This is a genomic window from Rathayibacter sp. AY1B4 (genome assembly GCF_002932815.1).
In the GTDB taxonomy this organism is placed as follows: domain Bacteria; phylum Actinomycetota; class Actinomycetes; order Actinomycetales; family Microbacteriaceae; genus Rathayibacter.
Window position 1 is genome coordinate 97,350 of sequence record NZ_PSWN01000005.1, and the last position, 13,499, is coordinate 110,848.

The following is a 13,499-nucleotide window of genomic DNA, read 5'->3' on the forward strand; positions in this document are numbered from 1 at the left end:
AAGGACACCACCACGATGAGCACCGACTCCGCCCCCGCCGACCTCGCCTTCGAGGTGACCGCCGCCCCCGCGCCCCGCTCCGCCGAGGAGCGCGCCCGGATCCTCGCGAACCCCGGCTTCGGCATGCACTTCACCGACCACATGGTCGGCCTCCGCTGGACCCGCACGGACGGCTGGCACAGCGCCCGCGTCGAGCCCTACGGCCCGCTCGCGCTCGACCCCGCCGCCGCCGTCCTGCACTACGCGCAGGAGATCTTCGAGGGGATGAAGGCCTACCGCCACGAGGACGGCTCCGTCTGGACCTTCCGCCCGGAGGCGAACGCGCGCCGCCTGCAGCGCTCGGCCCGCCGCCTCGCGCTGCCGGAGCTCCCGACGGACCTCTTCGTCGAGTCGCTGCGGCAGCTGATCGCGGTCGACGGCGACTGGGTCCCCTCGGAACCGGAGACCAGCCTCTACCTGCGCCCGTTCATGTTCGCGCAGGAGGCGTTCCTCGGCGTGCGCGCGGCCGAGGACGTCGGCTACTACGTGATCGCCAGCCCCGCCGGCGCCTACTTCTCGGGCGGGGTCGCCCCCGTGTCGATCTGGCTCTCCACCTCCTACGCCCGGGCGGGCAAGGGCGGCACGGGAGCGGCGAAGACGGGCGGCAACTACGCCTCCTCCCTCCTTCCGCAGCAGGAGGCCTACAGCCACGGCTGCGCGCAGGTCCTCTTCCTCGACTCGCAGGAGTCGCAGTGGATCGAGGAGCTCGGCGGCATGAACGTGGTGCTGGTGAAGAAGGACGGCACGCTGGTCACCCCGGAATCGGACTCGATCCTCGAGGGCATCACGCGCGACAGCGTCCTGCAGCTCGCCGAGGACCGCGGCCACCGCGTCGAGCGGCGCCGCGTGAGCATCGACGAGTGGCGCGACGGAGTGGCCTCCGGCGACGTGGTCGAGGTGTTCGCCTGCGGGACCGCCGCCGTGATCACCCCGATCGCCGAGCTCAAGGGCGAGGGCTTCTCCGTCGGCCGCGAGAGCGCGCCCGCCGGGGAGCTCACGATGTCGCTCCGCGAGGAGCTGACCGGCATCCAGTACGGACGCCGCGAGGACACGCACGGATGGATGACGAGGCTGGACGCATGAAGATCGCACGATTCGCCACGCAGCGCGACGGGGACAACGGGGGAGCGATCCACTTCGGGATCGTGGACGAGGACGACCTGGTCGTGCTCGCCGGCGACCCGATGTTCGCCGGGTTCGACACCACGGGGGAGCGCATCCCGATCGCGGAGGCGAAGCTCCTCGCGCCGGTGATCCCGCGCTCCAAGATCGTCGGCATCGGGAAGAACTACGCCGACCACGCGGCCGAGATGGGCGGCGAAGCCCCGGCGGAGCCGCTGGTGTTCCTCAAGCCGAACACGTCGGTCATCGGCCCGGACGAGGCGATCGTCCTCCCCGAGGACAGCCAGCAGGTGGAGTTCGAGGGCGAGCTGGCGATCGTGATCGGCGCCGTGGCCCGCAACGTCCGCGCGGAGGACTACGAGGACGTGGTCTTCGGGTACACGATCGCCAACGACGTCACCGCACGCGACCTCCAGCGCTCCGACGGCCAGTGGGCGCGGGCGAAGGGCTACGACACCTTCTGCCCGCTCGGACCGGTCATCGAGACCGAGTTCGTCTGGAACGAGAGCGCGATCGAGACCCGCGTCAACGGGCGCGTGCAGCAGTCGGGCAGCACCGGCGACATGATCCACGGGGTGCCCGAGCTCGTGGCCTACGTCTCGCGCATCTTCACGCTGCTCCCCGGGGACGTGATCCTCACCGGGACGCCCGCCGGCGTCGGGCCGATCGCGAACGGGGACACCGTCGCGGTGGACGTCGAGGGCATCGGCACGCTGTTCAACCCGGTGGTCGTCCGGCGCTGAGCCCGGGCCCTCCTCCGCGGAGGGACGAGCGCCTCCGGCCCGCAAGGATCCTCGGATCCGGCGGGCCGGACGCATCCGAGCGGGACGTCAGTCGGCGCTCGCCGGGTCGCTGCCGACCGCGCCCTCGGTCTCGTCCGGCAGGTCGGCGTCGCCGGAGACGGTGTCCCCTCCGCTGCCGCCGTCGGTCACGGCGTCCGTGACACCGCGGTCGATCGCGGTGCCCCCGGGAGCGGCCCCCGCTGCGGAGGCGTCGGCCGCGTCCTCGCCGGGCAGCACCGTCTGCGCGCCGACGGTGTTCGGGGCGGCGTCGCCGCCGGATCCGGGAGGGTCCTCGTTCACGTTCTGGTCGGCCATGTCGGCTCCTCTCGTCGGGGCTCCAGCCCAGCACGCGACGGGCCCCTCCGCAGGACGTTGACAGCGCGGGGGCGAGGGGGCAGAGGCGGGCCGTGAGGCCGGGCGACGCGCCTTCACCGTGCTCCCCGGCGCTGTCAAGCGGACTGCCTCCGGGGCCGTCTGGTCGTAGCGTCGAGCTATGAACTCCTCCCGCACCGACTCCGTCAGCCGCATCGCCCGGGAGGACTTCGGCTGGTCGTCGCTGCTCCCCGGTCAGCGCGAGGCGATCGAGTCGGCGGCCTCCGGGCGCGATACGCTGCTGGTGCTGGCGACGGGCGGCGGCAAGTCCGCGGTCTACCAGATCGCCGGAGCCGAGCGCGGCGGCGTCGTCCTGGTCGTCTCCCCGCTCGTCGCCCTGCAGGCCGACCAGCTCGCCGCGATCGAGGCGGCTCCGGCGGCCCCGCCCGCCGTCGCGATCAACTCCTCCCAGGGCGCCGCGGCCGTCGCCCGCGCCTGGGACCGGATCGACGAGGGCGGCCCGCTCTACGTGCTCCTGGCGCCCGAGCAGCTCGCCAAGCCCGAGAACGTGGCGCGTCTGGCGGCCGCGGGAGTGTCGCTCCTGGTCGTCGACGAGGCGCACTGCGTCTCCTCCTGGGGCCACGACTTCCGCCCCGACTACCTCCGCCTGGCCGATGTGCGCGGCGAGCTCGGAGACCCGCCGGTGCTCGCGATGACCGCCACCGCCTCCGGGCCGGTGCGCGACGAGATCATCGAGCGCCTCCGGATGACCGACCCCGAGATCCAGGTGCACGGCGTCGACCGTCCGGAGATCCGGCTGGTGGTGCACCGCCACGAGAGCGAGAACGAGAAGCGCGCCGCCGTGGTCGAGGAGGCGCGCAGCTGGACGGCTCCGGGCCTGGTCTACGTCGCCACCCGCAAGGAGACGGAGGCCTACGCGGCCGACATCGCGGCGGAGGGGCGCCGGGTCGCGGCGTACCACGCCGGACTCAAGGTGTCCGAGCGCAAGGTCGTGCACGAGCAGTGGCGCGCCGGCGAGCTCGACGTCGTCGTCGCGACCTCGGCCTTCGGGATGGGCATCGACCGGGCCGACGTCCGCTTCGTGCTGCACGCGACGACCACCGAGTCGCTCGACGCGTACTACCAGGAGATCGGCCGCGCGGGCCGCGACGGCGAGCCGGCGACGGGCGCGCTGCACTACCGCGCCGAGGACCTGGGTCTCCGCCGCTTCTTCGCCAAGCGCTCGGTCGACAAGGCCGCGCTGCGCGTGATCTGGGCGGCCGTCTCGGAGCAGCCGGGGCTCGACTCCGCGGCTCTCGCGAAGGAGCTGGGGAAGCCGGCCCGCACGATCGCCCGGATCGTCAACGATCTCGCGGACGCGGGGCTGGTGGAGACCGGGTCCGGTCTGCGCGCGACGCGCGAGGCCTCGGGCGACGAGGTCGTGCACGCGGTGAAGGAGGCTCTGGCCTCCCGCGAGCGGATCGCGGAGTCGCGCCTGTCGATGATGCGCGCGTACGCGGAGACCAGCCAGTGCCGCCGCCGGGTCCTGCTGGACTACTTCGGCGTGGAGTCGGCCGAGTGGTGCGGCAACTGCGACGGCTGCGAGCGGCACGAGGCGAGCGGCGAGACCGAGGAGGCGCCCGTGGACGCCCCTCTGAGCGTCGACGAGTCGGTGGAGCACCGCGAGTGGGGCGCCGGCACCGTGATGAGCGTGGAGGCCGACCGGGCGACGATCTTCTTCGAGTCCGAGGGCTACAAGGTGCTGTCGTTCCAGGCGCTCGAGTCCGGCGTCCTGCGCGAGCGCGAGCACGCCTCCGCCTGACCCCGGCTCTCCGCGTCGGCCGATCGCCGCTCGCGGGACGCCGCTCCGGTACGGCAGGCACGGCGTGCCGTGCACCGGAGCGGCGTCCCGCGGAGGGGGTCAGACCTTCGAGACGGCCGAGCTCACGTCGGTGGGCTTCTCGTAGTCGCCGTCCGGGATCGCACGGAGGGCCTCGAGGACGTCGCCGTCCGCGCCCTCCTTCTCCGCGGTCTCGACGATCGTGTCCTTCGAGGCGGGGTAGTCGATGCCCGAGAGGTACTTCTGGATCTGGATCGGGTTGGGTGCGTCCATCGTGCTGTCCTTTCGTCGCCTTGCTGAGTGTTACGAGTGCTCTTCGGCGAAGAGCCGGTCGAAGGCGTCGACGCGCCGGTCGGTGACCGTCGTGGGCGTCTCGAGGTGCACGGCGCCGCTGGGCACGAGGCCCGCGCCGCCGAAGCGCTCCATGACGCGCCACTGCGCGGCGACGTCCTCACCGCTGTGCTCCGGGGGCAGCTGCTCCCAGAAGTCGAAGCCGCCGACGGCCAGGAGGGCGTCGCGGCGGTAGAGGACGCACGCGCCCAGCCAGGCGACCCGGTACGCGCGCCAGGCGCCCTCCGGGACGTCGAGGCGGGCGGCGACGTGCGTGAGATTCGCCGCGTTGTGCAGCGGCCAGCGCTCGAACTCAGGGGTTCCGCGCCGCACCCGCTCGGGCTCCACGCGCTCCTCCCAGGTCTCGAACGACTCGGTCTCGTGCGGGCGCACGTCCTCGAGGTAGGACAGGCCCTGCACCGCGGAGCCGACGAAGCCGCAGTCGAGGCGCTCGAGGGCCTCGTGCAGCCGCGAGAGCGTGCCCGGCTCGAGCCACACGTCGTCGTCGAGGAAGAGGACGGCCGGGGCGGTGGCGAGGGAGAGGAGGTAGTGCCTCTGCTCCGCGAGCCCGCGCCGGGGCAGGTGCCGGCGCACCACCGGAGCCCGGCCCTGCGCCTCCAGCACGCGCAGCATCGCGAGGATCGTCGGGTCGCTCTCGGCGACCGCGTCGTCGGACTGGTCGCTCACGATCACGCGGAAGGGCGGGTCGTCCTGGGCGGCGAGTCCGGCGAGCGTGGCGGCGAGCTCGGCACGGCGGCCGACCGTCGGCACCAGTACGTCGATCAGCGGCTGCCGGGGAGCCTCCGGGACCCCCCAGCGCCCGGACCACCGGCGGCTGGTCACGGCGCGGTCGATCGGATGCGCTGGACCATCTCGGTCGTGGAGTGCTCCGAGACGTAGCCGACCGTGGTGACGACGCCCCCGTAGGAGCGGACGACGGCCGCCTCCGCGAGCATGTCGGGGTTGTAGTCCCCGCCCTTCACGTAGACGTCGGGCTGCACGCGCTCGAGCAGCGGGATGGGGGTGTCTCCGCCGAAGAGAGTCACGTAGTCGACGCAGCCCAGCTCGGCGATCACACCCGCGCGGTCGCCCTCCGGGTTGATCGGCCGTCCCTCGCCCTTCAGCCGCCGGACGGAGTCGTCGTCGTTCACCGCGACCACGAGCACGTCGCCGAGCTCGCGGGCCTGGCGGAGGTAGGCGGTGTGGCCGCGGTGCAGGACGTCGAAGCAGCCGTTGGTGAACACCACGCGGCGACCGCGGCGCGACTGCTCCGCGAGGACCTCGACGAGGGCGTCCTCGCCGAGCACGACGGCGCCGGGAGCGGCGAGGGAGGCGAGCAGGTCGTCGCCCGAGCAGACGGAGGTACCGGGGCGCTGCACGACCACGTCGGCGGCGGCCTGCGCCAGATCGACCGCGGTGGCCAGGGAGCGGCCGGCGGCGAGGGCGAGGGTGGCGGTCGCGGCGAAGGTGTCGCCGGCACCGGACGCCTGCTTCTCCTCCGCAGGCTGAGCGAAGGTGCGGCTGACCGTGCCGTCGGCGTCGAGGGCGGTGGAGCCGTCCCGGTCGAGGGTGACCACGACGTGCCGGGCGCCCGAGCGGGCGCGCAGGTCGTCCGCCGCGTCGCGCACGGCGGCGGCCCGCTCCGTCCCGCGGCCGAGGGAACCGCCGAGCAGCCGCTCCGCCTCCTTGGCGTTCGGGGTGACGAGGTCCGGCCGGGCGAAGGCCCAGTCGGCGAGCTCGTGCGCGTCGATCACGAGGAGGCCGGGGCGCCCGACGGCGAGCAGGCGCTCGACGGCCTCGCGGAGGATCCCCGAGCCGTAGTCGCAGACCAGGACGGCGTCGGCGCCCGCGGCGGCCTCGGCGGCGGCACCGGCGAGCAGGGCCAGCTCGTCGTCGGCCGGGCGGTGCGGGCCGGAGTCGACGCGCAGCATCACGCTGTCGCCGCCGACCACGCGGGTCTTGATCGTCGTCGCGGCGCCGGTGCGGACGACCCGGGAGGTGTCCAGGCCGGCCCGCTCGAGCGCGCGCACGAGCCGGTCGCCCTCGGAGTCGCGACCGGCCACGCCGACCGTGCGGACGACGGCGCCCAGCGCGCGCAGGTTGGCGGCGGTGTTGGCGGCCCCGCCCGCGACGTCGACGACGTCCTCGAGCCGCAGGACCGGCGCGGGCGCCTCCCGCGTGACGCGCTCCGCCTCGCCGAGCCACCAGGAGTCGAGGATGAGGTCCCCGATCACGGCGACGACGGGCGGGCGCTCGTGGACGTGCGCCAGGAGGGCGCTCGCCCGCTGGAGCGCCGAGCCCTCGAGGCTCATCGCGCGCCTCCCGGCAGGACGGGCAGGCCGAAGTGCACGACCGTGGTGGTGGTCATCTCGTCGAGCAGCTCCGGGCCGTAGCCGAAGCCGGAGCCGGATGCTCCGCGGGGCTGGGCGCTGCCGCCCGGCGCTCCTCCGAAGACGCCGTTGACCTTGACGGTGCCGACCGGCAGCGTCGCCGCGGCGCGGTGCGCGTGCTCCATGTCGGCGGTGAGGATCGAGGCGGCCAGGCCGTAGGGGCTCGCGGCGGCCAGGTCCAGGCCCTCGTCGAAGGAGTCGACGACGCGGATCGGCGCGACGGGCCCGAAGGTCTCCTCCGTCATCACCAGCATCGACTCGGTGCAGTCGGCCAGGACGGTCGCGGGGTAGAAGGTGCCGTCCCCGGGAGTGCCGCCGGTGAGGGCGCGCGCGCCGCTGCCGAGCGCCTCCGTGACGTGCTCGTGGACGGCGTCGCGCATGCGGGCGTCGACGAGGCGGGGGAGTGGGCCCGCGCTCCAGCGGTCGGCCTCGGCGACCAGCGCCGCCGTGAACGCCTCGGCGATGTCGCGGTGCACGTAGATCCGCTCGACGGAGGTGCAGATCTGGCCGGCGTTGGCGAAGGCGCCCAGGGCGGCCTGCTCGGCGGCCCAGACCGGGTCGACGTCGCGGTCGACGACGAGCGCGTCGTTGCCGCCGTTCTCGAGGATCACGTGCGCGCCGGTGACGGCGGCGACCCGGGCGAGCGCGCGGCCGGTGGCGGTCGAGCCGACGTGGGCGAGGATATCGACGCCCTCGGTGCGCGCCAGCTCGTCGCCGACCGCCCCGTCGCCCTCGACCAGGGTCAGCACGCCCTCGGGCAGCGCCTCGGCGAGGATGCTCGTGAAGAGGGCGCCCGTGCCCGGGCTGCGCTCGCTCGGCTTGTGCACGACGACGTCCCCGGAGACGATCGCGGCGCCCAGGAGGCCCGCGGCGACGGCGACCGGGTCGTTCCACGGAGTGAGGGCGAGCACGACACCGCGCGGGTGCGGCAGGGCGAGATCGACGTTGAGGGCCCCTCCGCGCAGGCTCCTCCCGCGGTGCAGCGGGCCGAGCTCGGCGTACTGGAGCAGCGTGTCGACACCGGCGCGGACGCCGCCCAGGGCGTCGCCGGCGGGCTTGCCCGTCTCCTGCGTGTTGAGGTCGGCGAGCTCCTGCTCGCGCTCGGCCACGCGGTGGGCGGCGGCACGGAGCAGGGCGCCGCGCTCGGCGGGCGCGGTGGCGGCCCACGCGGGGAACGCGGTCCGCGCGCGGCGGACGGCGTCGGCGGCGGTCGTGGCGGGGGTCGTGATGTCGATGGTCACGGTCACCTCTCGGTCGGGGGCGCCCGCGGAGTGGCGGACGCATCCGTCCGGTACCCGGGTGGTGCGCGCCTAGACACGCCGCCTCCGGAATCCGCCCCCGGATCGGCGACGGGCTCGCCCCCGATCCGGTTTCGGATCGGCCCCGGCGGGGAAGTGGAGGAGTGCACCGTCCCCGGAGCGGCGCCCGCGCGCCCTCCGCACCTGAGAGGAACCCGTCGTGGTCGCCATCGCCCCCCTCCGAGAGCCTTTCGCCGGAGTCGAGAGGATCGCCGTCCTGCGCGGCGGCGGACTCGGCGACCTGCTGTTCGCGCTGCCCGCCGTCGACGCGCTCGCGGGCGCGTACCCCGGCGCCGAGATCACCCTGCTCGGGACGCCTGCGCACCGGGTCCTGCTTTCGGGCGTCGAGTCGCCGATCGCCGACGTCGAGATCCTGCCGGTGGCGCAGGGCGTCCGTGACGGCGAAGGGGAGGACCCCCGCGTCGTCGAGGACTTCACCGAGCGGATGCGCGCCCGCCGCTTCGACCTGGCCGTGCAGCTCCACGGCGGCGGGCGCTACTCCAATCCGTTCCTCCGGCGGCTCGGAGCGCGCCACACGATCGGCTCGCGCACCGACGACGCCGCGGAGCTCGAGCGGACGATCCCCTACGTCTACTACCAGCACGAGATGCTGCGGGCGCTCGAGATCGTCGGGCTGGCCGGGGCCGGAGCCGTCCGCCTGGAGCCCGTCCTGCCGGTCGACCCGGAGCGCCGCGACCGCCTGGCCGCGGCCCTGCCCGCGGGCGGCCCGCTCGTGCTGATCCACCCCGGAGCGACCGATGTCCGCCGCCGCTGGCCGAGTGCGTCGTTCGCCGAGGTGGCGACCGCTCTCCTCGCCGACGGGGCGCGAGTGCTGGTGGTGGGAGACGCCTCCGATGTGCCCGCCGCCGACGAGATCGTCGCCGGAGCGCCGGGAGCGGTCTCCTGGGCGGGCGTCGTGGACCTCCCGGACCTCGCTCCGCTGCTCTCGCTCGCCGACCTCGTGCTCGGCAACGACTCCGGCCCCCGCCACCTCGCCGCCGCGGTCGGTGCTCCGACGGTCGGCATCTTCTGGGTGGGCAACGCGATCAACGCGCAGCCCCTCGGACGGCAGCGCCACCGGGTGCAGCTGAGCTGGACCACCCGCTGCCCGGTCTGCGGCATCGACGTGACGCAGGTGGGCTGGACCGCTCCGCGCTGCGAGCACGAGCTCACCTTCGTCGACGACGTGCCGGTCGACCGCGTGCTCGAGGACGTCCGCGGAGTGCTCGCCTCCACCCGCTGAACCGCGAGATGCCACCTGTGGTGCTCGACATCGGCGTGTCGGCGTCACAGGTGGCATCTCGCAGCAGGGGGGATCCCGGGGTCCGCGTCAGCGGATCACGGCCAGGACGGCTCCTCCTCGTGCGTGATGACGAGCTCGCGGACCTCGCAGCCGCGCGGCTGGCCGAGGACGAACATGACGGCGTTCGCCACGTTCTCCGGATCGTTCAGCAGCGCGTCCGGACCCGGCTTGTACTGCTCGTCGCGGTCGTCGAAGAAGCGCGTCTTCATGCCCGACGGGATCAGCGTGGTCACGCCGATCTCGCCCTTGGTCTCGGCCGCGAGCGCGCGGGTGAAGCCGAGCACGCCGAACTTCGAGGCGCAGTACGCGGTCGCGTCCGAGACGGCCTTGATCGCGAGCGAGGAGGCGACGGTGACGACGCGGCCGTGGGTCTCGGTGAGGAAGGGCAGGGCCGCCCGGACGACGGCCGCGGTGCCGAGGAGGTTGACGGAGATGACGCGCTCCCACTCCTCCGGCTCCACGTCCACGAGGCGGCCGCAGCGGTCGATGCCGGCCGCGGTCACGACGGCGTCGAGCCCGCCGTGCTCGCGGGCGATCTCGACGACCGCCTTCTCGGCCTCGCGGGTCTTCGCGACGTCGACCTGGTAGGCGGCGACGCCCTCCTTCACCGACGAGACGTCGCGGTCGAGCACGATCGGGGTGCCGCCGGCGGCGGTGACCGCGGCGGCGACGGCCGCACCGAGCCCGGAGGCTCCTCCGGTGATCAGGACGCGGCCGATGGGGGTGGGAGTGGTGCTCATGGTTTCCTTCCGGGGGTGGTCTGCGGGCCTTGTGGGCCGCGGGTCAGCCGACGCGCGCGAGCGCGGCGGCGAGATGGGTGGTCGAGCGGCCCGGGTGGTACGGCACGGTCAGGACCCGGCCGCCCCACTCCGCCACCGTCGCCGTCTCGGGGAGGGACTCGGCGGAGTAGTCGCCGCCCTTCACCCAGACGTCGGGGCGGATGCGGCGCAGCGCCTCGTCCGGCGTGTCCTCGCCGAAGACCAGCACGGCGTCGACGCACTCGAGCGCGAGCAGCAGGTCGACGCGGTCGTCCTCGGGGATGATCGGCCGCGCCGCGCCCTTGAGGCGCCGGACGGAGTCGTCCGAGTTCAGGCAGACGATCAGGCAGTCGCCGAGAGCGCGTGCGGCGGAGAGGGTGCGGGCGTGGCCGGCGTGGAGCAGGTCGAAGCAGCCGCCCGTCGCGACCACCGTTCCTCCTGCCGCGCGGACGGACTCGGCGACGCGCAGGGCGTCCACCCCGCCGCCGTGGAGGGGTGCGGGGTCGGCGGGAGCGGAGAGGGAGGCGACCCCTCCCGCGAGGAGGTAGGCGCCGGCTGCGGCGACCGCCGCCTGCACCGCCTCAGACGTGCTCGCACCCTCGGCGAGGGCGACGGCGGCGGAGGCGGCGAACCGGTCGCCCGCGCCGCACGGGTCGGTGGGCGGCACGGCGACGGCCGGTGCGACGACCGGGACGCCGGCGCCGCGTGAGCGCAGCAGGGCGCCGGAGGATCCCATCGTCACGGTGACCGCGCCGCAGCCCCAGCGCTCGAGGAGGGTGGTCGCGGCGGACTCGGCGCGCGTCACTCCGCGGCCGACGGCTCCCGAGAAGGCGGTGGCCTCGGCCAGGTTCGGGGTGGCGAGGGAGGTGGCGGCGACCGGCTGCGAGCCCCGCGGGTGCGGATCCCACACCAGCGGCACGGTGAGCGCGTCGAGCGCCGTGCGGAGCGACGGCTCCTCGGTCAGGCGGCGGCCGTAGTCGGCGACGATCACGGCGTCGGCGTCGGCGAGCGCGGCGAGCATCGCGTCGGTGACGCCGGGGACGGGCGGCGTCTCGCAGCCGCGGTCGATCCGCACGACGGCCTGGCCGGAGGCGGCGACGCGGGTCTTCACCGGCGTCGGCGCTCCCGAGAGCCCAGCGACCAGGCGGACGCCGGACAGCTCGGCGCGCAGCTCCGCCACGTCCGGATCCGAGTCCTCGGCGAGCGCGGTCACCAGCGTCACCTCGTGCCCGTCGCGGGCGAGCATCCGGGCGACGAGTCCGGCACCGCCGGCGCGGGCACTGCGGGCCGACACGTCGACCACGGGGACGGGGGCGTCCGGGCTCAGCCGCTCGGCGGGTCCGGAGAGGTCGACGTCGAGCATCACGTCGCCGACGACGACGAGGCGCAGGCGGCTCACGAGGCGGCCGCCGTCCGTGCGCGGATCCGGTGCTCGAAGGCCCGGCAGAGCGCGTGCACGAGCACCAGCTGCGCCTCCTGCACATTGGAGCCGTGGCCCTCGAGGGCGATCGCCTCGTCGCAGAGCTCGGTGAGCGGGTTCGGCCCCTCGCCGGTCAGCGCCCACGACCGGGCGCCCGCCGCACGGGCGGCCTCCGCGGCGTGGAGGAGGTTCGCGCTGCGTCCGCTGGTGGAGAGCAGGACCACGACGTCGCCCGCCCGGGCGTGCGCGGTGACCTGGCGCGAGAACACGTGGTCGAAGCCGTAGTCGTTGCCGATCGCGGTCAGGCTCGACGTCTCGGCGTGCAGCGAGATGGCGGAGAAGGGGACGCGGTCGCCGTCGAAGCGGCCGACGAGCTCGGCGGTGAGGTGCTGCGCCTCCGCCGCGGAGCCGCCGTTGCCCGCGGCGAGCAGGCGCGCGCCGGAGTGCAGGCGGTCGGCGAGCTCGACGCCCCAGGCGGCGATCCTGTCGGAGTGGCGCTCCAGCTGCGCGACCGCGTCGAGCGCGCGCGCCACGTGGTCGTCGACGAGGCGCCGGGCGGCGTCGGCCGGGGTGTCCAGAACGGTGTCGATGGTCGCGGTGTCGATGGTCATCGTCGCGGAGCCGCCTTCCGGGTGGTGGGGGATGAGGGTGCGCTCGTGGCGCCGGTGAGGAGCGACTCGTCGCCGAGGCCGGCGAGGGTCGTGACGTAGGCGCGCTCGGTGTCGGCGGCGACGCGGTCCCAGGAGTAGCGGGACTCGACGCGCTCGCGGCCGGCGGCCCCGTAGGCGCGGGCGCGGTCGGGGTCCTCCAGCAGCGAGCCGAGGGCGGCGGCCAGGGCGACCGGGTCGCGCGGAGGCACGTGGACCCCGGTGACGTCCTCGACCACGGTGTCGATCAGGCCGCCCACGGAGGAGGCGACGACCGGCACGCCGCAGGCCATCGCCTCGAGCGGAGTGATGCCGAACGGCTCGTACCAGGGCGCGCAGACCACGACGTCGGCCGAGCGGAGCATCGCGGGCATCTCGGTCTGCGAGAGCTGGCCGACGAAGTCGACACGGTCCGCGACGCCGAGGCTCTCGGCCACGCCGTGCAGCCGCTGGTACTCGGGGTCCGCCGTCAGCGCGTCGCCGGAGCCGGAGCCCCCGACCACGACGAGCTCGGCGTCATGGCCGGCCGCGACCAGGTGCGCGAGCGCCTCGATCGCGATGCCCATGCCCTTGCGCGGCACCAGGCGTCCGATGGTCATCAGCCGCGAGCGCTCGCTGCGGGGCGCGACCGGGCCCTCGACAGAGAACCGGTCGATGTCGACTCCGCAGGGCACCACCGAGATGCGCGAGGTCGGCACGCCGAGCCCCTTGAGCTCGAAAGCCTCGTCCGAGCAGGTGGCGACGACGCCGTCGGCCTTCTGACCCACTCCGGGCTCGAGCCAGGCGCGCTCCTCGGGGCTGGTGTCGAGCGCGCCCTGCTGGCGGCGCTTGACCACGCCCAGCGCGTGGAAGGTGTGGAGGACGGGCACGCGCCGACCCGTGGCTCGCTCCACCCGCTCGGAGGCGTCGAGCGCGGCGACCCCGGACATCCAGAAGTGGCTGTGCACGAGGTCCGGCCGCTCCTGCAGCCACTCCTCGGCGAGGTCGACGGCGAAGTCGCCCATGAAGGGCAGCAGCTCGTCCTTGGACACCCGGCGCGGCGGTCCGGCGTCGATGTGCACGACCTCGACTCCCGAGGTGAAGGGCACGCGCCGGGGGAGGGAGGGGTCGTCGCGGCGGGTGTAGACGACGACGCGGTGGCCGCGGCGGGCGAGCGCGTCGGCGAGCGCCGCCACGTGGACGTTCTGGCCGCCGGCGTCGACGCCGCCGAGGGTCGCCAGCGGGCTCGCGTGCTCCGAGACCATGGCGATCGTCAGCG

General features: G+C 74.7%; 13 protein-coding genes. 4 read left to right on the forward strand and 9 right to left on the reverse strand.

The genetic code is table 11. The features are described from left to right. Positions 1-15 precede the first annotated feature (15 nt). Positions 16-1,122: a branched-chain amino acid aminotransferase gene (locus C5D66_RS04815; protein ID WP_104256015.1), complete on the forward strand. Its 1,107-nt coding sequence runs from the start codon at positions 16-18 to the stop codon at positions 1,120-1,122. After that, positions 1,119-1,904, forward strand: a complete 786-nt coding sequence (locus C5D66_RS04820) for a fumarylacetoacetate hydrolase family protein (protein WP_104256014.1) — start codon at positions 1,119-1,121, stop codon at positions 1,902-1,904. Before C5D66_RS04815 ends, C5D66_RS04820 begins: the two co-directional genes overlap by 4 nt. 87 nt (positions 1,905-1,991) lie before the next feature. Here the strand turns inward: C5D66_RS04820 and C5D66_RS16735 are convergent, their stop codons facing one another. Continuing rightward, positions 1,992-2,258 carry a hypothetical protein gene (locus C5D66_RS16735; protein WP_146083178.1) on the reverse strand — a complete coding sequence of 89 codons (267 nt, stop codon included), beginning with the start codon at positions 2,256-2,258 and terminating at the stop codon, positions 1,992-1,994. 178 nt (positions 2,259-2,436) lie between these two features. On the opposite strand from C5D66_RS16735, the gene C5D66_RS04830 reads away from it, so the two are divergent. After that, complete coding sequence (locus tag C5D66_RS04830) at positions 2,437-4,077, forward strand: RecQ family ATP-dependent DNA helicase (RefSeq protein ID WP_104326806.1); 1,641 nt, start codon at positions 2,437-2,439, stop codon at positions 4,075-4,077. A 99-nt stretch (positions 4,078-4,176) separates the two neighbouring features. Here the strand turns inward: C5D66_RS04830 and C5D66_RS04835 are convergent, their stop codons facing one another. Genes C5D66_RS04835 through C5D66_RS04850 form a run of 4 tightly spaced genes read right to left on the reverse strand, consistent with a single transcriptional unit; the run spans position 4,177 to position 8,056 of the window. Continuing rightward, positions 4,177-4,368, reverse strand: a complete 192-nt coding sequence (locus tag C5D66_RS04835) for a DUF2795 domain-containing protein (protein WP_104223528.1) — start codon at positions 4,366-4,368, stop codon at positions 4,177-4,179. Positions 4,369-4,398: 30 nt separating this feature from the next. Next, a complete protein-coding gene (locus tag C5D66_RS04840) occupies positions 4,399-5,268 on the reverse strand; it encodes a glycosyltransferase family A protein (protein ID WP_219812158.1) in 870 nt (289 codons plus the stop codon). Continuing rightward, on the reverse strand, positions 5,265-6,737 hold the full coding sequence (gene rfaE2, locus C5D66_RS04845; protein ID WP_104256011.1) for a D-glycero-beta-D-manno-heptose 1-phosphate adenylyltransferase: 1,473 nt from the start codon (positions 6,735-6,737) through the stop codon (positions 5,265-5,267). Before rfaE2 ends, C5D66_RS04840 begins: the two co-directional genes overlap by 4 nt. Next, a complete protein-coding gene (locus tag C5D66_RS04850) occupies positions 6,734-8,056 on the reverse strand; it encodes an aldehyde dehydrogenase (protein WP_258063822.1) in 1,323 nt (440 codons plus the stop codon). Before C5D66_RS04850 ends, rfaE2 begins: the two co-directional genes overlap by 4 nt. Before the next feature lie 217 nt (positions 8,057-8,273). Here C5D66_RS04850 and C5D66_RS04855 point away from each other — a divergent pair, with 217 nt between their 5' ends. Continuing rightward, positions 8,274-9,356 (forward strand): glycosyltransferase family 9 protein, encoded by a 1,083-nt coding sequence (locus C5D66_RS04855; protein ID WP_104283813.1) that lies wholly within the window; start codon positions 8,274-8,276, stop codon positions 9,354-9,356. Between the two features lie 95 nt (positions 9,357-9,451). On the opposite strand, the gene C5D66_RS04860 is transcribed toward C5D66_RS04855, so the two are convergent. The 4 genes from C5D66_RS04860 to C5D66_RS04875 are packed head-to-tail and all read right to left on the reverse strand — an operon-like array spanning position 9,452 to position 13,497. Next, entirely contained in the window at positions 9,452-10,156 is a 705-nt protein-coding gene (locus tag C5D66_RS04860; protein WP_104250150.1) for an SDR family oxidoreductase, read from the reverse strand. Positions 10,157-10,199: 43 nt separating this feature from the next. Further along, positions 10,200-11,564, reverse strand: coding sequence for a PfkB family carbohydrate kinase (locus C5D66_RS04865; protein ID WP_104256037.1), 1,365 nt, complete (start codon positions 11,562-11,564; stop codon positions 10,200-10,202). 5 nt (positions 11,565-11,569) lie between these two features. Continuing rightward, a complete protein-coding gene (locus C5D66_RS04870) occupies positions 11,570-12,205 on the reverse strand; it encodes an SIS domain-containing protein (RefSeq protein ID WP_104223523.1) in 636 nt (211 codons plus the stop codon). Next, positions 12,202-13,497 (reverse strand): glycosyltransferase, encoded by a 1,296-nt coding sequence (locus C5D66_RS04875; protein ID WP_104283822.1) that lies wholly within the window; start codon positions 13,495-13,497, stop codon positions 12,202-12,204. The genes C5D66_RS04870 and C5D66_RS04875 overlap by 4 nt, the downstream gene beginning before the upstream one ends. Positions 13,498-13,499: the final 2 nt, after the last annotated feature.